The sequence below is a fragment of the Clostridioides sp. GD02404 genome (assembly GCF_045898275.1).
GTDB classification, from domain to species: domain Bacteria; phylum Bacillota; class Clostridia; order Peptostreptococcales; family Peptostreptococcaceae; genus Clostridioides; species Clostridioides difficile_A.
This window is the reverse complement of record NZ_JBJOCA010000030.1, coordinates 21,032-43,170: the sequence shown is the minus strand read 5'-3', so window position 1 is coordinate 43,170 and position 22,139 is coordinate 21,032. Positions and strand designations below refer to the sequence as shown.

Below are 22,139 nucleotides of genomic sequence, written 5' to 3'. Positions count from 1 at the left end.
TAAACACTATCTTTTCATAGTTATCATATTTGTAGACTTTTTTCTTTTTATTATAGTTATACTTCTGTAAGAAATTTAGACATTACACCACTACTGGCTTAAACATTACACTTCCGTGATTATACTCTCTATCTTCAACTACAATAAAAACAGGTTCTAAATCTTTAGTAGATGTTATTTTTAATTCTAAGAAAATATTATTAGTTGGTAATATTTCTACATTATAATTATTTAAATTATTGTCTGTGATACTATTAAATACATCACCATGACGTTCAAAGAAAACATTATCAACTATTACAAAATAGACATCTTCTTTTTTACTATTTTCAACCTCTAGAGTGTTTTGTTTCGTTATATTTAATCTCATATCCTAGCTCCTATTAATATTACTTAATTACATTAATACTTGTAATTGTTGCATCATGCTCATCACAAGGAAGAGGTTTGAAAACTACTATTTCTGCTAAATAATCGTGTGGAGGATTTGTGACTGAAGTAGCATTACAAATAAATTTATAATTTGTTCCTGCAACAACTTGAGTAGCAACAATAAGTGCTTCATAATCAACACCTTTTAACATTCCTACAGCTTCATTAAATACTTTTAAATCTTCTTCCTCGACAGTTCTAAATTTTGACCATCCACCAACAAAAAGACTCATATAAAATACCTCCTATATATTTTTTTATTTATCCATATAATATTACTAATTTTCTTAATATTCAATATATTTCGTGTAACTGGTCAATCAAAATGCATAACTGGATAAATATTCAAGTAAATCAATATTTTTAAACAATCTTGTATAATTTAAGATAATATAATACACAAAAAACAATCATTCTATTAGGATAAAATGTCGTAAAAATTTCTTAGAATATTTTTTCATATTAAAATATTTATCTAAAAATGAAATATATTTCTTATAATTACTCGTTTGGAATCGAATTATTACATAAAAATATACATATAAACAAAAAACTCTCTAAGGGATATTTTCAAATATTACCTTTAGAAAATATCCCTTACTTAAATATATTGATTCTGTTAAACCTGTGTGTCGATGATTACACTTCCTTAGAAAAAGTAATCACAAGAGAGATTTTCCAAGAATACCAATATGTTACACTAACTACTTCCCAACCTTGCTTTGCCATGTCATTCATTATTGTTTCTGCTTGAGACTTCTTAGCTTCTACAATCTTATATTCTTTCATTGCTAATATCCCTCCTTAAAATGTTTTTGTTTCTCTCTACCCAATTAAGCCAATACAAACCGTTACCTATGTACTTGGTATAAAAATGTCTTACTCAAACTTTCAAGTTGCTATGTAGGGAATTAATATGGTTAATATGATAAATTAATAAAGTTTTATTCTATTCCATCATCATTGGCTTAATATAAATATAGCATTTTTCAACCTTTGAAAAGAGTCTTCAAAGACATTAGAAAAAGCTGATGCAAAATTTTTAATATCACCTTTTTTTAAATATGTAAGTATCTCGAAACATACATCAAAGCGTGTTTTCAAAATCTCATTATATTTTTTATGAAAGAATCTCTCTAAATAAATTCCAAATATCGTATGTTGTTTTAAATGTCTGAAAGTTTCCTGTACTACATAAATGTGTGTACAGTCTATTATCTTACAAAGTAAAACAAAGTCTGGATATACCTTACACTCTTTATAACTATTTTGTAAACCTTTTAAATGAGCTTCTATATTCTCTATATCTACATAATCCATTCTACTACCTAATAAAAATACTACATCTTCAAAGGTAATTGTAATAAACTCCATAGCTTCTAAAAGCAGTGTCAATCTTTTAGCTCCTTTTTCTGTCTTTATATAATCATCTGCATATTCAGAAAAAAGTGTTATATAAGTTCCTTTTCCATTAATTGTTCTAGCTATACCACACTCATTTAGTTCATTATATGCACTTCTAACTGTTGGAAGAGATACATTATACTTATTAATTACTGAAGTAATTGATGGTAGACAGTCTCCTACTTTAAGATTTCCTTCAAAAATTTTACAAATTATATCTGAAACAATAAAGTCATACAAATAACTTTTTTCTAATGATACATACTTAAAATTGTTTGAATACTTATCTTCTGAAACATATTTTTTTATCATGTTAAGTGTTAATTTTCTACAACTTTCATACATGTAAGTCAATAACTTCTTAAGTTCAATAAAATCTCTATTTAACCCATATAAATAACTTTGTCTTACCTGCTCTATATACTTACTACTAAAAAAAGTAACATAACAGTTCTCCAAATTATTGACACTATAATCCATTGGTGAAATCATAACATCATATTGAATAATATCGCAGAAATATTGAATCAGAGAATTATTTGTTTTGCTTATTAGTTTGTTTATATATTTTATCCTCTGTTTTCTAATTATAAAAGTGTCAGAACTATTCTCTTCCATATGATTGATAATATCATTTAATTCTTGAAAGTCTTTAGATGTAAATTGCTTAACATTATTAATAGCAATAGAAGGAAATATCAAACTGAAAATTTGATATATATCTGACATTTGCAAGATTTTCTCATATGATAATTCAGATTCAATTGATTGTTGTGTACTTGCATTGTATATCACAGTTGCTCTAGACCCAGCTTTGGTTTCTATAAAACCCTTTTCTAATAGCATTTTTATTACTGTTTTTATAGTATTTTTTGATACCATATACTCTTTGGACATCTTATTAATAGAATCAAGCTTGTCACCAACAGTAATTCTGCCTGTATAAATTTGTTTAATTATATCTTCAAATACAATTGAATATTGTGGTTTTCTTTTCATATTTTCCCTCTTTAATAAATTAAAATTATTGACTTTCATAATCTATATTTATTTTTATTTAATAAATTAAAATAGTTGCTTATTTTTTATTCATAATCTATAATTAGTATAGACCATTCATATATATGGTCTAAGTTTTGTGATGTTATAATTAAGTAAAATAGCATATTACTGATATAATACAATTATGTACAACAAAAAAGTGTAGATATGTTAAGTCTACCTAATTTAGATTTTAGCTTATGTTACCCTATAGATAAAATAAAAGAACACATTTATATAATAACTCAAAATCAAATGGAATTCAGTCTGTTTTTAAAGTTTATTTGGTTTACTTTAGAATATATACTGTTTGATAGTATACTGATTACATTTTCACCAACAAACACTCTAACTTATTACTTTATAATCGAAAGTAATATATTGCTAACCTTAAAAATACTTATATTCATCAATCATATATATTCCATTGAAAAAATATTTATTTAGAAAAAATGCCATAAATTAGAAATTATAAAACAAGTTGTATAGAGATATAAAAAATAGCACTTAATATCAATAATGAATTATCAAAACTAAGTGACACTTAAGTAGCATTAATGGATACACTTATACCATTTCTACCAGTTATGGATTAATTAAATGATATGGTATATCTGATATTGAAACTTTAATATCAAAATTGAATTCTTTAATGTATAAAAATAAGCTTAAAAATAAATCCAATTTAAGTTAGGTAATTTAGATATTCTATGAAATATATGCTATAAAGGAGTCCTAATAATGTCAAATCATGAAGATTTTGCAAATATTGAATATAGTTTATTAATGAATGCGTTAGATGTAAGCGTTAGTAGACACCAATTAGATGAACACTTTACTGTTGTTTGGGCTAATGACCGCTATTATGAAATGTTTGGTTATACAAAAGAAGAATATGAATCGCTATTTCATAATCAATGTGACCTTTTTTACAAAGATAATCCAGAAGATTGGAATTCACTTGTAGATTATGTGGAAAAGAAATTCTCTAATGGAGAAAAAAAATATGACTATGTTTGTCGTATGAAGCATCGTAATGGAAAAAAATTATGGATAAAGTTATTTGGATTTTTAACAGGAGAAATTATTGATGGATGCCCTATTTCATATTCCGTTATGATTGATATTACTGAACAAATGATGATTAAAATAGAGCAAACTGCAACTTACAAAAATTTTCCTGGTCTCATTGCTAAGTTTAAGGTTACTGATTTTGGTTTCCAACTTCTTGATGCTAACCAAAAATACTTTGATATTTTTAAAGATAATGTAAATTTCCTATTAAAAGATATAGATTCAGAAAGCTATCTTAGTGAAGTGTATAAACACTATAGTGATTTTAGAAATGGAAAATACATTTGTTTTTCTATTTCTCCACAAACTATCAATGGAGACATCGTTCACATGCAAGTTGTGGCTGAATGTATAGATTGGGAAGATGATAAACCTATATATCTTTTAATCTATTCAGATGTCACAAAATTAGTAAAACAAAATGAGATTATTGAAAAAAATAATAAGGAATTAAAGGAATTAGCTTTTATTGACCCAATTACTGGAGGTATGAACCGTACTAAATTTAACATAACAGTAAAAGAAGTTATTGAACAGTCACCATCTGATACATATACTCTTATATGGCTAAACATGCAAAAATTTAAATTAATAAATGATTCAGCAGGAAATATAGCTGGAGATAAACTTTTAAAATATATCTATAATTGCATAAACGAGCACTTACATGAAGGTGAGCTTGTAACTAGAATCTTTGCTGATAATTTCATTCTTCTTTTTAAAAATAATCAAGAAGACATAACTTCTAGACTAAACTCAATAGTTAAATATATCAATAAATTCAATGATAATGCTGATTATAAATACATGCTTTACTTTACTGCTGGTGCCTATGTAATTCATGATACTTCTTTAGATATAACAAATATCCAAGATAGAGCAAATGTAGCTTGTAAAGCAACTAAAAATATAGAAAATCATGGTTTATGTATTTGTAATTTTTATAGCAAAACAGATAAGGAAAAACTCATACTAGAGAAAAGTATAGAAAATAGAATGTATGAAGCACTTGAAAAGAGAGAATTTCAAGTTTATTTACAACCAAAATTGGAACTATCTAATCAAACGATATGTGGTGCAGAAGCTCTAGTTAGATGGATTCTTCCTGTTGGGAAAATAATCCCTCCTAATGAATTCATTCCATTATTTGAAAAGAATGGCTTTATTGTACAGTTAGATTTATACGTTTTTGAAGAAGTCTGCAAAACCTTAAGAAGATGGATTGATTGTGGATTAAATACTATAAATATTTCAGTAAATATGTCTCGCTATCATTTTTCATTCAAAAACTTTATTAATTCATATAAAGAAATAGCCCAAAAATATGATATTCCACCTAATCTTATAGAAATTGAGATTACAGAAACAATTGTATTTGAAGATGTTAAAGTATTTAGTGAAATAATAAATGAAATCCATAAATATGGCTTTAAATGCTCTATTGATGATTTTGGAAGTGGTTATTCCTCAATTAATATGCTTAAGGATATTTATGTTGATACTATAAAATTAGATGGCGCATTCTTTAAATCAGAACGCCTAGATTCTGAGCGTGAAAGAGATATAATTATCTCTATAATTGAATTAGCTAAGAAACTAAAAATGACTACTGTAGCTGAAGGAATAGAAACTAGTTTTCAAAAAGACTTTTTACAAGAAATAAAATGTGATATGTTACAGGGCTATATCTTTTCTAGACCTTTACCAATAGAAGATTTTGAAAAGCAATTATTTCAAAAATCCTCTAACTAATCAGTACAAAGTTATTTATTCTAAGAGATATATTACATAAAAAATGAAAGTTTAAAAAATAAAGTGGAGAATTAAATTCTCCACTTTATTATATTTCTGACTATTTTAGTTACTTTCTATAATCATTTTATTTATTCCTAGTCATTTACTTATAACTCTTTAACATTTACCACTACTGCCTTAGGTCTAGTCATAGCCTCAATTGAATACTTAACTCCTTGAGTTCCCATACCAGATGCCTTTACACCCAAGAATGGGAAATGGTCTGGTCCTCTTTCAGTCTTGTTATTTATTTGAACAGTTCCAACTTCAAGCTTATCCGCAACATAAAATGCTCTATCAATATCACTTGTAAACACTGATGATTGAAGCCCATACTCTGACTGATTAGCAATTTCAATTGCTTGATTTATATCTTTAACTCTTATAATTGGAAGTACTGGACCAAAAGGCTCCTCCCAAGCAATCTTCATATCAACATTTACATTGTCTAATAATGTTGGATAAAATAAATTATTTTTTCTAACATTACCTGTTATTAATTTTGCTCCTTTATGTAGTGCATCATCAACTAAACCTTGAACAAAATCAGTCGCTTTATTATCTATAAGAGGCGTGATAACTACTTCCTCCATTGGATTTCCAATCGTTAACTTCTCTACTAATGGCTTTATCTTTTCCACTAATTCATCAGCTACACTCTCTTGTACTAGGATTCTCTTCACTGCTGTACATCTTTGGCCTGAGTATGAATAAGCTCCAGACACTATATTCTTAGCTGCAAAATCCAAGTCTGCATCTTCTAATACTATAGCGGCATCTTTTCCACCAAGCTCCAATAATAATGGTACCATTCTAGATATTTTAGATATATGTTGACCAACTTCAGTACTACCAGTAAAGTTGATAAAATTAATTCCTTTGTGAGTTACAACATAATCCCCTATCTCACTACCCCTACCTGTAATAGTGTTAAGTACTCCATCTGGTATACCAGCTTTTCTCATAATTTCTACTACATGAAGTGCACTAATAGCTCCTTGTGTTGCAGGTTTTAATACAACTGCATTTCCACCAATAAGTGCTGGTGCAATCTTTGACATTGATAAATTCACAGGATAATTAAAAGGAGATATCGCTAGAACAGTACCTAATGGAACCCTTGAAACATAAGACATCTTATTTCTTGTTCCACCAGGGAAGTTATCACCACTAATAGCTTCACCTTCCATATTTTTTCCTACATCGGCTGTATATCTTAAAAAATCTGCCGTTCTTTCAACTTCTGCTCTTGCAGACTTTATATCTTTGGCTATTTCAAGTACCAATATATTAGCTATCTCGTCCATATTTTCTAACAATAAATCAGCAGCCTTATGGAATATATTAGCTCTCTTGTATACAGGCATTTCAGCCCATACCTTTATACTCTCTTTTGTATTTTCAATGGCTTCATCTACTTCGTGTTTTGTCATAGATTGTACTTTACCAACAAGAGAATTATCTATTGGTGAGTAAATTTCTATTGGTTTTCTTGAATTAGATTCCACCCATTTTCCATTTATTAAATTTTTATATACATTTTCTTTTGTTCTAAGTTCATTAAACATATTTTTATTCCTCTCTCTGATATAACTTTGTGTATTTAAATTATAGCCATTTATTCATTATGTAAACATTTCTTTTTTTAATAAACGTTTACCTTAAAAATTTTTTTCATAATCTATATTTTTTGTATTTTAAATGGCATTGTATTTTAAATAATTCTCTCATTATTTCACCCTTATATTTCTTGCAAGGTATAATTACACATATCATAATGTCAACAAGAATAGGACAGATTATACAATTAAAAGAACGCTATTCTCTTAATTATTGACCCTAATTTGCATATATGATATAATCCTAACAGAACACTATTCTGTTTAAAACTCAGAATAAAAAATAGACTGTTACAAGTCTTATTCAACAGATTTTGGAGGTAAAAAATATGCGTAATGTAATCTACTACTTTACTGGAACAGGAAATAGTATGCGAGCTGCTCAGGTAATCGCACAAGAACTTAATAATACGGAGATTATCTCAATGAGAACATCACCATCTGATTATTCAAAATTGACTGCTGAACGAATAGGATTTATTTTTCCTGTATACCATTGGACTATACCAGAAACTGTAATTCAATTTATAAAAAATTTAGAGTTATCCCCTGATGCCTATATATTTGCAATTTCTATGCCTGCTTTTATTAACGGAAAAAGCATGGAAGAATTAGCATTGTTACTCAAGGAAAAAGGGTGTAATTTATCTTATGGGAATAAAGTATATAGTGTTGCTAACTATGTAGCCATGTATCCACCATTTCCTAACCCTAAAAAACGTGTTCCTAAAACGGAGGAACAGCTTAGAATTATATCAAAAGAAATATCGCAAAAAGAAATAAGAAACTACCCAAAACCCAATTTTTTAGTAAATACACTTTTTCATAAAATAATGGACCATTATATAAAAAATTGTCCATCTAATGATAAATATTTCAAGGTTTGGGATGATTGCATTTCTTGTGGATTATGTTTTAAAGTATGCCCTTGCAAAAACATAATAATGCAAAATGGTAAACCAACATTTCAACATCAATGTAATCAGTGTATGGCTTGCATTTCCTTTTGTCCAAAAGAATCCATTAATTTCCCTTATTTCACTCGAAAACGCAAAAAATATCATAATCCTTATATTAGTTCAAATGATATAGTGTCAAATCGAAAATATTATAAATAAGGTTAGGAATCTGAAAAATATAGTGCTTAAAAATTTTTCGCTATCCTATCTCAAATATAAATAAGAAAATCTTATCACTGTAAAACAATTAAATTTGCCAGCTATCAAATACTAAGATATAAAGACATAAAGCCAATAACCTATAAATAACATCCCTTATGGCTATTGGCTCTTTTCATATAACAGCTTCCATATGAGATTAATAACAGATTGTAGCAAAAAATATTACTTACTTGTCAGGGTCAAGCTTGACAAATTTGTAAATGAACAATATTATATATCTATGACTTAAAATATATTTTAAGTCATAGATAACATATACTTATAGAGAGGATTGATAAATATGGCTAAAAGCTTTACAGAAATAGAAAAAAATAATATTAGAAAAAGACTAATTTCAGAATGTGAAATTCACTGGTCTAAATATGGATACAAAAAAACTAACATTGACGAACTTTGTTCAAAATCAGGAATTGCAAAGGGTTCATTTTACACATTCTTTGATTCAAAAGAAAAGCTATTTTTTGAAGTATTAAATGAAATTCAAAACAAACTTATATCATCAGTAGATGAAATTTTAAGTAACATGCCTCAAAAAGAGGGTTTTGCAAAAGCCTTGAAGATGTTATACCGATTATATGATAAAAACCCATTCTTATATTCACCAAACAATGCTGATTACATCTCTTTATTAAATAAGATGCCTAAAGAGATGCTTTCACAACTTGAATATAATAATGTACAAAGTTTTTACAACTTAATTGAAAGATACAATCTCAAATTAAAAATAGAGAAAGAAAAAGCCTTTGGTGTTTGCAATGCCCTACTTTCAAGTCTATTGATAAAAGAAGATATTGGATATAACTACATTGAAGTATTTGATTTTATGGTAGACAATCTTATAGAACACATACTTGAGTAATAATTTAAAATAAATTTTCTAAACATTTCTTTATAACTAGGAGGGGTAATATGATTGAATTAATACAAAAACTAAATGATATTATTTACAAAATAAATGATAAACTAAATATCCACACAAAACTAGTAGACCCTAGCAGCGAACTCATGCCATTCTACTCTATCTTATCTATAATATTTTCTGCATTTATAATAATATTAGGGATTAAAACAAGAAAAAACTTCCTTATAGTCATTGCTGTCATAGCAATCATTATAAATATTTTAATAATCTTAGATAGGTAGGTATATATATGGTAAAATCATTAAATACTTTTAATAAAAATTTTAACTTAATGGTATTAGGTCAAATAATTTCATTATTTGGTGCATCAATACTTAAGTTTGCTTTATCTCTCTACATACTTGATATGACTGGTAAGGCAGAAATATTTGCTACGATACTTGCAGTATCTTCAATCCCAATTGTGGTATTCTCCCCTATTGGTGGGGCTATTGCAGATATATTCAACAGAAGAAACTTAATGGTTATTTTCGATTTTTCAAGTAGTGTTGCAGTACTAATCTTATCACTCTTCTTATTTAATGATAATGGTTCAATACTACTTATAGGAATTATTATGACCATACTTTCAGTCATAAGCACAATGTATCAACCAACAGTTCAGTCAAGTACACCCATTTTAGTAGATAATGAACATTTAATAAATGCAAATGGTATCGTAGCTGGAGTTGCCTCTCTTACAAATATAGCAGGTCCTGTATTAGGAGGTGTTTTGTATGGTATCCTTGGTATCAATGCAATTGTCGTTATCAGTTGTATAAGTTTCTTTCTATCTGCAATTATGGAGATATTTATACAGATTCCTTTTGTTAAACAAGAACAAACTGGTAACATTATAAAAACTATATTTATTGATATAAAAGATGGTATTATCCATATATGTAAGGAAAATAGATTTACATTAAAAATACTCTTTTTAGCAATGGCAATAAATCTAGTTTTAAGTTCTATGCTAATCGTAGGTATCCCCTATATAGTAAAAATAACTATGGAATCTAATAACTTTCTATATGGTGTAGCAGAAGGAGCAATCTCTTTTAGTTCGTTAATAGCTGCTGTGAGTATTGGTATTTTCTCAAAGCATCTGAAAATAACCAACTTACATATTTGTTTCATCATATGTGCACTTATATTTATACCAATGGCATTTTCAGTCTATCCATTTATATTAAATACAGGATTTCCAGTTCCATTTTTAATCTTTATTATATCCTCTATGCTAATATTTTTTACAACGACTCTTATCTCAATATATGCTATAACAATCATACAATTAAAAACTCCAAATGAACTGCTAGGAAAAGTTATGGCTATTCTTTTTGCAGGAACATCTGTCGCAATGCCTATTGGTCAGGTTATATATGGTAGACTTTTCGATTTATTATCGGATAGAGTGTATATTATTATAATAGGAGTAGGATTTATTACATTACTTATAGCGTTTATATCGAAAATAACATTACAGAATGAAAAAATTTAGATACTCAGAATTTAAATAGAAAGGTTTTAGACCTAAAAACCAGACATAAAAATTCAATTTTCACTAATTTCTGAATTTACATGCAAAATTGTGTATCAGTGTGTTGACGTATTGGAAATTGATTGATATAATCAATGGAAAATAAACTTTATAAAAATTCAAAATATTCAGCTAGAGGAGTGATAAAAATGAGTTACATGCCAAATATAGAACAAGCATGGGAAATACTAAAAAAATACAATAAGGAAGAATTTCATATAAGACACGCTCAAATCGTATCTGGAGTTATGAGATACTATGCAAAAGAATACGACCCTGAGAGAGTAGAATTTTGGGAAGTAGTTGGACTTTTACATGACTTAGATTTTGAAATGTATCCTGATGAACATTGTGTTAAGCAAAGAGAATTAATGACAGAGCTTGATTTAGATAAATCTATAATCGATTCTACTGTAAGTCATGGATATGGACTAACTGGCTCAGATGTCAAGCCAGAACAGTTTATGGAAAAGGTATTATTTGCTGTAGATGAACTTACTGGTTTAATTGGTGCCGCTGCAATAATGCGTCCTTCAAAGAGTGTTTCTGATTTAGAATTAAAATCTGTTAAAAAGAAATTTAAAGATAAGTCATTTGCTGCTGGCTGTTCTCGAGATGTTATAAGAAGTGGTGCAGAAATGCTTGGCTGGGAACTTGATAAGCTTATTCAAACAACTATAGAAGCTATGAGAAGCTTAATCCCAGAAATGGCGATATAGCCTCTCATACATATATACCATAGAAGTTACATCTTTAAAGAGTTTTTCTATTTTTGATGCAACTTCTTTTTTTATTTATCACAATAAAAAGCTTACTATCTTAAGCTTATTAATATGCCCCATTTATAATATGTATAATATCCCAACTTTGAAAAATTTTGATAAATAATAAATAATTTCAATATGTACACATAATTATAGACTTTACCTGTATACATTAAATTACATGATTGACTACCTTTTTCACATTTTTAAGTGGTATAGCAATTTTAACTACAAATTTGTCATCATCATATTCAATTACAACATTACCACCATACTTGTTTACAGAGTTTTTTATACTTCTTATTCCAAAACCATGAAAAGGACCTGTTTTATCTGTCACAATATCTCCATTTTTAGTAATAATCTCATTTACTTTAGTATTTTCCACTCTTATTAGATAAAAATTTTGCATGACATCGCCTTTAATACAAATCTTTCTATCACCACTATCTATTTTGTTACATGCTTCAATCGCATTATCTAAAATATTAGAGAATATATGACATACATCTACTAATTCAATAGCTTCACAATGACTAAAATTTATTCCTGTTCTTAGTTCTATATCATTTTTATCACAGATTTCTTTCTTTTCACTTAATATACTATCTAATATGAAATTACCAGTATTAAAAAATAAGTCATTACCATGAATCTCTCCTTGTAGATTATCTAAATATGAAGTAACATCAATACCTTTTTTAATCATGGCATTTATACACAATAAATGATTTTTCATGTCATGACTTAATAATCTAGTCTTTAGATATTTCTTTTCTATATCTTCATAATACTCACTTTCAGATTTTAAAACGTTTTTAATCATATTATTTTCTACCATTAAAGTATTATATTGCTGTAACTTCTTAGCAATTAAGATTAAAATAATACTTGATATAAGCAGTACAACAGAAATCATAACAAATTGACTATTATGCATTCCACTACCAGACTTTGAATTAAATATGTATTTAAAAATAATAAAAAAAGATGCTATATTAGCGACTATTGGGATGATTATATAAGAGAATGTCTTTTTGTTTATTTCTATATTCAATTTTATCTTTAATGTTCTGTATAAAAATAAAGCTAAAATCAAAAGCATCTTTCCAGATACCATAGACTCAATTCTGTATATATAACCTGTTGCCATCTTACTCATATCATCTATAGAATTAAGCCAAACTGTTAAAGATATGCTTAAAGCATCTGTAGCAATTAATAACATCCAGTAAATTAAGGATATTAATACAGACTTCATAAACCTCACATCATATGAGATTTTGTAAAATACGACAGTAAACACCACAGATATAATTACTCTTATATCTGGAGATACATCAAAAAAATAAATTATATTAGCAAAAATAATAATGCTACCCATGTATATATTTATTTTTCTATTAGAAATTTTTTGCTCACTTGTATAATCTAGCATTTTCTTACAAAGAAACCATTCTATTATAAAGGATATCATAATGAAAATATTCCAAAATAAGCCTGACTTTATCATAATACTTTCTCCTAACGTATTGATAAATTATTTTTTATATTTTACGTATAATTTAATTATATACGACTCTACACGTGTAGTAAATAGATTGTCAAAATTATTCCAAATAAATCCATATTTCTTTTCTTTTTTAATTATATCACTTATTTTGCTAAATTAAATTAGACTTTATATCATTTTTTAACATAATGACTATATAAATTTATCTAAAACTAAATATAAAATATATTATCCATAAAACTTTTACATTATTTTCATATAAACTCTTATAATCTTATAATAACACTATGAAATATTTTTTCTCATGATATACCTTGACAGGCGAGGTATATCAAAGTATTATATATTTAATCGGAGGTGATGTTCATGACAATCGCATCTGACATGATAAGAGGTCATACAGAAACAATTATCTTAAAACATTTACTTGAAAAAGACAGTTATGGTTATGAGATTAATAAATCTATACTTGAAAAGACCAATGGATTGTACGAGTTAAAAGAAGCCACTCTATATACAGCGTTTCGTAGACTTGAGCAGTCTGGTGCAATAACCTCTTATTGGGGAGATGAAGCTACTGGAGCTAGAAGAAAATATTATTCTATAACAAACATAGGCAGAGAAAAATATATAAAAAGCCATGAAGAATGGGATAATACAAAAGCACTAATAGACATATTAATTTAGGAGGTGAAAATATGTTAGATAAAATACGTACTTATATTGATAATAGCTTTACAGGAATTAATGAAACAAAAAAAGTCAGAGAACTTAAAGATGAATTATTTGAAAATCTAAAAGAAAAATACAACGACCAAATACAAGATGGTAAAACAGAACAAGAAGCATATAATTCAGTAATCTCAGGAATTGGAGATTTATCTGAGTTAATTGAAAGTGTTAAAGAACCATATTTTGTACCTTCTGAATTAATTGAGGAAAAAAAGAAAAGAGCCTTAAGAGCATCAATAGCAATTGCTCTTTTTATAGTAAGCCCTTTCTTGTTTGTAGTCTCAATTGTGAGCTTTGGTATAGAGCCAACTCTAGGGATTCTTTTAATGCTTATATTAATAGCAATTGGAGTAGGACTACTAGTTTATAATCAAATGACAAAACCAAACTATGCTCTATATAATGATACTTCAACAAAAGAATTCAAAGAATTTAAAGAATTTAAAACAAATTATGATGATATAAATCCGGCTTACAAATCATTTATTAGTGCATATTGGATTATAATAGTTGCTATATATCTAATCACAAGCATGCTATTTAATATTTGGTCTTTTTCATGGATACTATTTATAATAGGTTCTGCTGGTGTTGAGATTATTAAAGGAATAATACAACTAAGTGAATCAAAGGAGGATAATAAACATGAATAAAAAACTCATAAAAACAAAGATTTTAGTATGGAGTATTGTTGCAATATCACTTTCTATAGTATTTATCCTTCTTCTTATAGGAAACATATTCTCGCATTCTTTTAATCTTTCTTTTAATAATTTACATTCTAAATACAACTATGATAAGTATATAGTAGCTAAAAATGAAAGTTTTTCAGATAAAATAAACGATATTAATGTTGACTGGATTTCAGGTGAAGTTAGAATTAAGAAAAGTGATTCTAATCAAATCAAATTAATTCAAAAAACTCCTTCTAATTTTTCAAAGAAAAAACTTGCGAAGATAAAGGTTGATGGAAATTCTCTTTCTATAGATGATAATTCAGCAAAGAAATTCTTTATTGGAGTTAATCTTCCAAAACCAACAATACTTGAACTATATTTGCCTAATAAGCTTTATGATAAAATAAATTTATCTACTACTTCAGCAGATATATATAGTACTTACATAAAAGGTAATATAATGGAAGCTAGCACGGTTTCAGGCATAATAGAGCTTTCTGGTAATATTAATAAAGTAAACTTAGACACAACTAGTGGTGATATTGATATAACAAAACTAGATAGTAAAGACGCCACATTTACATCAACATCTGGCAGAATACAACTTTCTGGCAAAATTGATAGTTTAAATTTAGATACAACTAGTGGTGATATAAGTTTAAAAGATATAAATAATAAAAGCCTTGTCTGTAGTACAGTTTCTGGACGAATGGATGTATCTGGAACACTTTCTGATATTAAAGCAGAATCAACTTCAGGTGATATAAAAATTATATCTAACAAAATGTTGTCTTCTCTAAACTGTGAGACTACTTCTGCCAATATTGATTTGTCTATTCCTGATAATCCAGGATTCACTTTAAGCTTTGATAAGATTTCTAGTTCTTTAAATAGTGACTTTGAATTGAATCGTCACGATGATTTATACACTTATAAAAATGGGGCTACAAATTTCTATGTAAGTGCTACAAGTGGAAATTTTACTATTCTAAAAAACAAGAATTAGATAAAATGATTATTACAACCAAAATACTTTTATTATTATGACAAAAACATTTTTATTATTAAAATCAAAACACTTCTATGGTAGATTTATTATTTATTGATAAATCAAATACTCATAGAAGTGTTTTTATATATCATAATTTTATATTGCCTCATTCATTTTCACTATTAAACATCTCTCCTATAATACTCTACTAAGTTCACTCTATTTACATATAATCTCAACATATCCTTTATATGCATCTATTCTCAAATAATCTCCTGTTTTAATCAGACTTGTAGCATCTTCCACTCCCACCAAAGCAGGTATACCATACTCACGAGATACTATTGCACCATGAGTCATAAGCCCTCCAACTTCAAGTACTAACCCCTTCGCATTTACAAAAAGTGGCGTCCAACCAGGGTCTGTAAATTTAGTCACCAAAATCTCATTCTTTTGTAAACTGTCATCATTTGGATTCAATATAACTCTTGCATATCCTTCATAGATACCTGCTGAGACTGGCATACCAACAAATGCTCCTTCTGGTACCCCCTCTTTTGAATAGCTCCCAGAGAATATCTCTCCTTCATTTGTAATTACCCTTGGTGGATTCAGTTTTTCATATTTATCATACTCTATTTTTCTGCATTGTATACTTTCTTTGAAATTTACTTTTTCAGTTAATGCTTGATATATTTCATCAAGGTTTAGATAAAATATATCATATCTATTATCAAGTAAATTATCCTTTTCTAATTTATCCCCTACTTCATCAATTACTTTTCTTACTTCATTAAATACACCAACTATAATATATTTTCCATATTCACGTAAAGGCAAGAAAGTCTTTATATTATTTAGATGATTCTTAACTTTTTTGACTAAATAATCTTTACCTATCTTCTCATAAGCTTCCAAAATTAATCGTTCACTTTCACTCGATTTTTCAATCAATCTTTGATAGTTTTCTCTATGTTCATTTTTTTCCAATGTATTTATATTATTCAATATAGACATACTTATTGGAGTGAAATCTTCTTGATAACGATGATTTGTTATATCTATTTCTCCAATTCCTCTCATACCAAATTGTCTTAAAAAATCACTTAACTCTCTCTTTAATTCATCACTACCATTTTTTAAAAGCAATAAATGAGCATCTTTAGGATTTTTATTTAATATATCAATCTCTTTTAGATTATTCCTTATTAAATCAGCTAAATCACCTACTCTTAATCCCATCTCAGTAGTAATATTTCCTTCTAGTCCACTTACAAAACTATCTTCTAAGTACAATAAATCTAATTCTTCAAGCATATTTCTAAGTTTTCTATCACTTAAAATTCCTGGAGCTACATTTGGTATAAGTTGCTTTGCTAACTTAAATATAAAAGCAGATAATAACTCTTCCACGATTACAATCTTTTCACATAAATCATTTCCCTTGTTTATATTTCTATACACATCATAAATAAGTTCTTCTTTCAACTCCACTAAACTTGCAAGAGCATCTGGTTTTTTATCAAAGGCATAATTTTGCTTTGAGATTTTTAAGATAGGTATTATTAAATTCTTTGCCATTTTTAATGTAGTTTTAGAAGGCAGTTTTTTCTTTAAGGGATATTTTTCAATATACTCTCCAAGTGCACTTGCTACAAGATAGTCTACATTGGGCATTAAATCTTTGATTATCTTATCTCTTATTGGTAATCTCAGTATTTCTGTACAATTGGCATAGAGTCTACCTCCAGCTTGACTCATTATCTTGAAGTTACTACCTTCTTCGACTCTATCAAAAGGCATTACTCTTTTGAATATATCAAGACCTAAGGGTTTAATTGGTTTTGTCATTACTTGAATATGACTTGCTGATATATATACCTGAGATTTTCCATTTATATTACTATTTTCGACTCTAGGATATAGAGATGTTATCATTCTACTTTGCAAAATATATATTTTCCCACTCTCATCAATTGCCCATTCTATATCTTGTGGAGTCTGATAGTATTCCTCGATTTCATGTCCTAGTTGTGCTACATTATAAATCTCTCGTTCTGAAAGTACTTGTTCTTTCTGTTTATTTTTATCAAGTAAGATTTGCTCTGTGCCACCATCATTTTTTCTGTATATGGCTAACTTCTTCACATTTATTTCTTTTGCTATAACTTTATTTTCGTTTTTATTTACTTTGTACAAGTCAGGAGTTATTAATCCCCCTACCAAAGCTTCACCAAGTCCAAAACCTGCATCAATAGTCAAATGATTATAGTTATTGTTAATGGGGTCAGCAGTAAACATTATTCCTGACTTTTGTGAGTCGACCATTTTCTGAACTACTACAGAAATTAATACATTATCTTCATTCAAATTATTTTTCTTTCTATATACTACAGCCCTTTGAGTATAAAGTGATGCCCAACAATATTTTACATTTTCAATTAAGTTTTCAAATCCATGTACATTTAAATATGTATCTTGTTGACCTGCAAAAGACATATCTGGCAAATCTTCTGCTGTTGCACTAGAACGCACTGCATAGAAATCATCTTCTCCAATGCTTTCTATGGCCTCTTTTATATTTTGTTTTATACTATCTGAAAGTGACTTTTCTATGATTAAATCCCTTAGACTACTAGTCAATTCTTGAATTTTTTCTAAATCATCAACATCTACATTATCTAATTGTTTAAATAAGTCATTATCTTTTAATGGTTCTATAAATTTGTAAAAGGCATCTGTTGTTATACAGAATCCTTCTGGTACAGGTAGGTTTCTCTTAGTCATTTTGCCAAGATTAAACCCCTTCCCACCAACTAAATTAAAGCTATCTTCATTTATTTGATTAAAAAACAAAATAGTGGTATTCATATCACACCTCCAAAGTTAACTATGGGTATATCAAATTTATTTGCATAAACTAACTTTATTTAATTTTATATATCTCTCTTTACTTACAATTATACAACTTTTATATATATTTAAATTAATATACACATATAAATACATTAATTTAAGCATCTTTTATACATCTCTAAATTAGAAAACATATAAATATATTATTTAAGCATCTTTTATACATCTCTAAATTAGAAAGCATATAAATATATTATTTAAGCATCTTTATACATCTCTAAATTAGAAAACATATAAATTATATTAATTTAAGCATCTTTTATACATCTCTAAATTAGCAGACATATGAATACATCATTTAACCTACAACAAAAAAATTAGAGGTACACTATCATAAAAATATGATTAACTGTACCTCTAATTATATTTATCTTTTCATAAGTTTAATTTCTACATATCGATTAAACTTATATTATCTATTAATATCTTAAATATTAGTTTTGAATAATACTTTCTCTTGATTCGATTTCTTTTGAAATACTAGCTATAAATTCATCTAATTTAATGCTACCTATTTCACCTTTATCTCTTGATCTAACAGAAACATTATTCTCCTCAACTTCTTTTTCACCTACTATTAACATGTATGGAACTTTTTCAAGCTGAGCTTCTCTTATCTTAAATCCAATTTTTTCAGCTCTGTCATCTAATTCAACTCTTATACCCTTATCAAATAACTCTTTCTTAACTTCATTTGCATAATCCATAAATTTATCAGATATAGGAAGTATCTTAACTTGAGTTGGAGATAACCAAACTGGGAATTTACCAGCATAATGCTCTATTAATATACCTATAAATCTTTCTATACTACCAAAAGCAACTCTATGAATCATAACTGGTCTATGTTTTTCACCATCTTGTCCGATATAAGTGTTATCAAATTGTCTTGGAAGTTGCATATCTAATTGGATAGTACCACATTGCCAAGTTCTTCCTAAACAGTCTTTTAGATGGAAGTCTATCTTAGGACCATAGAATGCACCATCACCTTCATTTATAGTATATGGTAGACCTAATTCTTCTAAAGCTTCTCTTAATCCATTTTCTGCTGCTTCCCACTCTTCTTCGCTTCCCATAGAATCTTCTGGTCTTGTAGATAACTCTAAGTTATATTCAAATCCAAAAGTTTTGTAGATACCATCTATTAGGTTAGCTACTCCTTTTATTTCATCCTTTATTTGCTCTGGTAACATGAATATATGTGAATCGTCTTGAGTAAATGCTCTAACTCTCATTAATCCTTGTAATGCACCAGATAACTCATGTCTATGAACTCTACCAAGCTCTGCAACTCTCATTGGGAAATCTCTATATGAGTGTAATTGAGAATTATAGTAAATTAATCCTCCAGGACAGTTCATAGGTTTTATAGCATAATCTTCATCATCTATTTTAACTGTATACATATTTTCTTTGTAATGATACCAGTGACCTGAAGTCTCCCATAATTTTCTATTTAATATAATAGGAGATTCTATTTCAATATATCCAGCTTTTCTGTGTATTTCTCTCCAGAATTTTAATAGTTCATTTTTAAGTTCCATACCTTTTGGTAAGAACATAGGGAATCCAGGACCTTCTTCAGGTATCATAAATAATCCTAATTCTTTACCTAGTTTTCTATGGTCTCTCTTTTTAGCTTCTTCTAATAAATGTAAGTACTCTTCTAAATCTTTGTTTTTCTCAAAAGAAGTCCCATAGATTCTTTGAAGCATCTTATTTTTTTCATCGCCACGCCAGTATGCACCTGCAACACTTTGTAATTTAACAGCTTTAACTTTTTTAGTAGATGGTAAATGTGGTCCTCTACATAAATCAGTAAAATCACCTTGCTTGTAGAAAGATATTATTTCACTTTCAGGTAAATCAGATATAAGTTCTACCTTATAGTCTTCTCCTTGTTCTTTCATAAGCTCTAAAGCTTCATTTCTAGGAAGTTCAAATCTTTCTATTTTTAAATCTTCTTTAGCTATTTTTTTCATTTCAGCTTCTATTTTTTCTAAATCTTCTGGAACTAATCTATGGTCTAAATCTATATCATAGTAGAATCCATTTTCTATACTTGGCCCTATAGCAAGTTTTGCTTCTGGGTAAAGTCTCTTTATAGCTTGAGCTAATATATGTGCTGATGTATGTCTAAAAACTTCTTTACCTTCTTTATCTTCAAACTTAAATAAATTTAAGTCACAATCAGAATCTATAATGTGGTCCATACCTACAACCTCTCCGTTCACAGATGCTGCTACCACATTTCTAGCTAATCCTTCGCTAATGGATTTCGCTACATCCATAACAGAAATAGCACTTTCAAATTCTTTTATTGAGCCATCTTTTAAAGCAACTTTAATCATTGTTTTTTCCTCCTTATTGAAATAATTTTTAGATTTTTTGTAATAAAAAATCGCCCCAAATATGTTTGGGACGATATTAATTCGCGGTTCCACCCAAGTTGGTGTATACAAGTATATACAACCCTCTTGATGACTATAAGGTCGTCACCCGAGCACTTTCACATATAGTATAAATACAAATACTGCTAATAAACTCAGCTCCAAGGTAGTTTTCAAATAGACCTGTTACATGGGCTCTCAGCCATAGACCCAAATTCTCTGAGAATGGTTTCTACTCTACTCTTCCTCTTCAACACTATGATTTTTAATATATTTTCATTATAACAGATACTTATACATCAATCAACATTAATGTAATATAATAATTACCCATTATTTTTCATCTTAATCAACTCTAAATCAATATTCTAATATTTTTATATTACTTTAATCTTTTGATTTATAGTTATATTATAATATTTTCACCAATTTTAAATTTTTAAAATATATCTACATGCATGATAGATATGACTAGATAAATACTAAAATTAATTATTATTGAAGTTAATTTTTAGTTTTTGTATACTTAAATACAATAGCTAATTATTGTATATTTAAATAAATATAGTAACCAAACCTTGAACTATACCTATTAAAAAACCTAAAACAAGACCTAAAAACTCTATATGCTTTAATTCTTTTTTAGCTATTTTTATTATTATCTCTTCTAATTCATATAAATCTAGTTCATTAATCTTATCTTCGACCATTTTTTGTATATCTATACGTTCATTTGCTTTATTTATTATATTTTTACTCAATTCATCTATACTCTGTTTAACTTCAGACTCAATTATCTCTCCTAAATAGTCTTGTATCATGTTTTTTATGCCACTTGGTATAAATGAGACTTTCTCATGTATTATAATTTTTACCCTTGCTTTTATGTATCTTACAACTTCTTCCTTATCTTCGTCAGTAATGATATTTGCAAGTATTTCGTCCATAGAAAGAAATTCTTCTTGAATTATTTCTCCTACATTGGCTGCTATTTCTGCTCTTCTCTTTGGTATAAGCCCTACTATTTCTATATTTAAAATAGGTATTTTAATAGGCTCTATTGGTCTAAATATTAGTCTTATCGCAACTACATTTGTAACATAACCTATAAATCCACCAATAACAGCTAATATCAGTATCCTAATTAAATTATCCATTATAAAATTT

At 27.8% G+C, this 22,139-nt stretch carries 18 protein-coding genes, 1 pseudogene and 1 other annotated feature; of the genes and pseudogenes, 9 read left to right on the top strand and 10 right to left on the bottom strand.

Going from position 1 to position 22,139, the window contains the following annotated elements:
* Positions 1–82 precede the first annotated feature (82 nt).
* The 5 genes and pseudogenes from Q3287_RS15980 to Q3287_RS15960 all read right to left on the bottom strand — a co-directional run bounded on the left by Q3287_RS15980 (position 83) and on the right by Q3287_RS15960 (position 2,835).
* A complete protein-coding gene (locus Q3287_RS15980; protein ID WP_407964403.1) occupies positions 83–370 on the bottom strand; it encodes a hypothetical protein in 288 nt (95 codons plus the stop codon).
* Between the two features lie 19 nt (positions 371–389).
* The gene (locus Q3287_RS15975; RefSeq protein WP_243194037.1) at positions 390–665 is read right to left on the bottom strand and encodes a hypothetical protein; all 276 of its coding nucleotides are present in this window, start codon (positions 663–665) and stop codon (positions 390–392) included.
* 406 nt (positions 666–1,071) lie between these two features.
* On the bottom strand, positions 1,072–1,221 hold the full coding sequence (locus Q3287_RS15970; RefSeq protein ID WP_169466549.1) for a DUF4177 domain-containing protein: 150 nt from the start codon (positions 1,219–1,221) through the stop codon (positions 1,072–1,074).
* 37 nt (positions 1,222–1,258) lie between these two features.
* Positions 1,259–1,366, bottom strand: a pseudogene (locus tag Q3287_RS15965) (IS1595 family transposase); the annotation flags it as partial.
* A gap of 26 nt (positions 1,367–1,392) precedes the next feature.
* On the bottom strand, positions 1,393–2,835 hold the full coding sequence (locus Q3287_RS15960) for a GntR family transcriptional regulator (RefSeq protein ID WP_407964402.1): 1,443 nt from the start codon (positions 2,833–2,835) through the stop codon (positions 1,393–1,395).
* 783 nt (positions 2,836–3,618) lie between these two features.
* On the opposite strand from Q3287_RS15960, the gene Q3287_RS15955 reads away from it, so the two are divergent.
* A complete protein-coding gene (locus Q3287_RS15955) occupies positions 3,619–5,703 on the top strand; it encodes an EAL domain-containing protein (protein WP_407964401.1) in 2,085 nt (694 codons plus the stop codon).
* A gap of 149 nt (positions 5,704–5,852) precedes the next feature.
* Here Q3287_RS15955 and Q3287_RS15950 read toward each other — a convergent pair whose 3' ends face one another.
* Positions 5,853–7,313 (bottom strand): NADP-dependent glyceraldehyde-3-phosphate dehydrogenase, encoded by a 1,461-nt coding sequence (locus tag Q3287_RS15950; protein WP_407964400.1) that lies wholly within the window; start codon positions 7,311–7,313, stop codon positions 5,853–5,855.
* 380 nt (positions 7,314–7,693) lie between these two features.
* Here Q3287_RS15950 and Q3287_RS15945 point away from each other — a divergent pair, with 380 nt between their 5' ends.
* From Q3287_RS15945 to Q3287_RS15925, 5 genes are all read left to right on the top strand, one after another.
* A complete protein-coding gene (locus Q3287_RS15945) occupies positions 7,694–8,482 on the top strand; it encodes an EFR1 family ferrodoxin (protein ID WP_054269105.1) in 789 nt (262 codons plus the stop codon).
* A gap of 343 nt (positions 8,483–8,825) precedes the next feature.
* Positions 8,826–9,404, top strand: a complete 579-nt coding sequence (locus Q3287_RS15940; protein ID WP_054275847.1) for a TetR/AcrR family transcriptional regulator — start codon at positions 8,826–8,828, stop codon at positions 9,402–9,404.
* Positions 9,405–9,454: 50 nt separating this feature from the next.
* Complete coding sequence (locus Q3287_RS15935; RefSeq protein ID WP_054269103.1) at positions 9,455–9,688, top strand: hypothetical protein; 234 nt, start codon at positions 9,455–9,457, stop codon at positions 9,686–9,688.
* Between the two features lie 8 nt (positions 9,689–9,696).
* Entirely contained in the window at positions 9,697–10,947 is a 1,251-nt protein-coding gene (locus Q3287_RS15930) for an MFS transporter (RefSeq protein ID WP_054269102.1), read from the top strand.
* Positions 10,948–11,135: 188 nt separating this feature from the next.
* Positions 11,136–11,705, top strand: a complete 570-nt coding sequence (locus tag Q3287_RS15925; protein ID WP_054269101.1) for a hypothetical protein — start codon at positions 11,136–11,138, stop codon at positions 11,703–11,705.
* 217 nt (positions 11,706–11,922) lie between these two features.
* Here Q3287_RS15925 and Q3287_RS15920 read toward each other — a convergent pair whose 3' ends face one another.
* Entirely contained in the window at positions 11,923–13,263 is a 1,341-nt protein-coding gene (locus tag Q3287_RS15920) for a GHKL domain-containing protein (protein ID WP_407964399.1), read from the bottom strand.
* Positions 13,264–13,629: 366 nt separating this feature from the next.
* On the opposite strand from Q3287_RS15920, the gene Q3287_RS15915 reads away from it, so the two are divergent.
* The 3 genes from Q3287_RS15915 to Q3287_RS15905 are packed head-to-tail and all read left to right on the top strand — an operon-like array spanning position 13,630 to position 15,678.
* Positions 13,630–13,950 carry a PadR family transcriptional regulator gene (locus Q3287_RS15915; protein ID WP_054269099.1) on the top strand — a complete coding sequence of 107 codons (321 nt, stop codon included), beginning with the start codon at positions 13,630–13,632 and terminating at the stop codon, positions 13,948–13,950.
* 11 nt (positions 13,951–13,961) lie between these two features.
* Complete coding sequence (locus Q3287_RS15910) at positions 13,962–14,648, top strand: permease prefix domain 1-containing protein (protein ID WP_167639739.1); 687 nt, start codon at positions 13,962–13,964, stop codon at positions 14,646–14,648.
* Positions 14,641–15,678 (top strand): DUF4097 family beta strand repeat-containing protein, encoded by a 1,038-nt coding sequence (locus Q3287_RS15905; RefSeq protein WP_407964398.1) that lies wholly within the window; start codon positions 14,641–14,643, stop codon positions 15,676–15,678. The genes Q3287_RS15910 and Q3287_RS15905 overlap by 8 nt, the downstream gene beginning before the upstream one ends.
* A 204-nt stretch (positions 15,679–15,882) precedes the next feature.
* On the opposite strand, the gene Q3287_RS15900 is transcribed toward Q3287_RS15905, so the two are convergent.
* From Q3287_RS15900 to Q3287_RS15890, 3 genes are all read right to left on the bottom strand, one after another.
* Positions 15,883–18,534 carry a phosphoenolpyruvate synthase gene (locus Q3287_RS15900; RefSeq protein ID WP_407964397.1) on the bottom strand — a complete coding sequence of 884 codons (2,652 nt, stop codon included), beginning with the start codon at positions 18,532–18,534 and terminating at the stop codon, positions 15,883–15,885.
* A gap of 479 nt (positions 18,535–19,013) precedes the next feature.
* Positions 19,014–20,933 (bottom strand): threonine--tRNA ligase, encoded by a 1,920-nt coding sequence (gene thrS / locus Q3287_RS15895; RefSeq protein WP_054269095.1) that lies wholly within the window; start codon positions 20,931–20,933, stop codon positions 19,014–19,016.
* Between the two features lie 63 nt (positions 20,934–20,996).
* Positions 20,997–21,235, bottom strand: a binding site (T-box leader).
* Positions 21,236–21,526: 291 nt separating this feature from the next.
* Entirely contained in the window at positions 21,527–22,129 is a 603-nt protein-coding gene (locus Q3287_RS15890) for a DUF445 domain-containing protein (RefSeq protein ID WP_054269094.1), read from the bottom strand.
* Positions 22,130–22,139 lie beyond the last annotated feature (10 nt).

What these genes read in the sequence shown, in the direction of transcription:
- Q3287_RS15960 (WP_407964402.1), bottom strand. Translation starts at nt 2,835, where the DNA reads ATGAAAAGAAAACCACAATATTCAATTGTATTTGAAGATATAATTAAA.
- thrS (WP_054269095.1), bottom strand. Translation starts at nt 20,933, where the DNA reads ATGATTAAAGTTGCTTTAAAAGATGGCTCAATAAAAGAATTTGAAAGT.
- Q3287_RS15915 (WP_054269099.1), top strand. Translation starts at nt 13,630, where the DNA reads ATGACAATCGCATCTGACATGATAAGAGGTCATACAGAAACAATTATC.
- Q3287_RS15890 (WP_054269094.1), bottom strand. Translation starts at nt 22,129, where the DNA reads ATGGATAATTTAATTAGGATACTGATATTAGCTGTTATTGGTGGATTT.
- Q3287_RS15940 (WP_054275847.1), top strand. Translation starts at nt 8,826, where the DNA reads ATGGCTAAAAGCTTTACAGAAATAGAAAAAAATAATATTAGAAAAAGA.
- Q3287_RS15980 (WP_407964403.1), bottom strand. Translation starts at nt 370, where the DNA reads ATGAGATTAAATATAACGAAACAAAACACTCTAGAGGTTGAAAATAGT.
- Q3287_RS15905 (WP_407964398.1), top strand. Translation starts at nt 14,641, where the DNA reads ATGAATAAAAAACTCATAAAAACAAAGATTTTAGTATGGAGTATTGTT.
- Q3287_RS15950 (WP_407964400.1), bottom strand. Translation starts at nt 7,313, where the DNA reads ATGTTTAATGAACTTAGAACAAAAGAAAATGTATATAAAAATTTAATA.
- Q3287_RS15900 (WP_407964397.1), bottom strand. Translation starts at nt 18,534, where the DNA reads ATGAATACCACTATTTTGTTTTTTAATCAAATAAATGAAGATAGCTTT.
- Q3287_RS15935 (WP_054269103.1), top strand. Translation starts at nt 9,455, where the DNA reads ATGATTGAATTAATACAAAAACTAAATGATATTATTTACAAAATAAAT.
- Q3287_RS15930 (WP_054269102.1), top strand. Translation starts at nt 9,697, where the DNA reads ATGGTAAAATCATTAAATACTTTTAATAAAAATTTTAACTTAATGGTA.
- Q3287_RS15975 (WP_243194037.1), bottom strand. Translation starts at nt 665, where the DNA reads ATGAGTCTTTTTGTTGGTGGATGGTCAAAATTTAGAACTGTCGAGGAA.
- Q3287_RS15910 (WP_167639739.1), top strand. Translation starts at nt 13,962, where the DNA reads ATGTTAGATAAAATACGTACTTATATTGATAATAGCTTTACAGGAATT.
- Q3287_RS15945 (WP_054269105.1), top strand. Translation starts at nt 7,694, where the DNA reads ATGCGTAATGTAATCTACTACTTTACTGGAACAGGAAATAGTATGCGA.
- Q3287_RS15925 (WP_054269101.1), top strand. Translation starts at nt 11,136, where the DNA reads ATGAGTTACATGCCAAATATAGAACAAGCATGGGAAATACTAAAAAAA.
- Q3287_RS15970 (WP_169466549.1), bottom strand. Translation starts at nt 1,221, where the DNA reads ATGAAAGAATATAAGATTGTAGAAGCTAAGAAGTCTCAAGCAGAAACA.
- Q3287_RS15920 (WP_407964399.1), bottom strand. Translation starts at nt 13,263, where the DNA reads ATGATAAAGTCAGGCTTATTTTGGAATATTTTCATTATGATATCCTTT.
- Q3287_RS15955 (WP_407964401.1), top strand. Translation starts at nt 3,619, where the DNA reads ATGTCAAATCATGAAGATTTTGCAAATATTGAATATAGTTTATTAATG.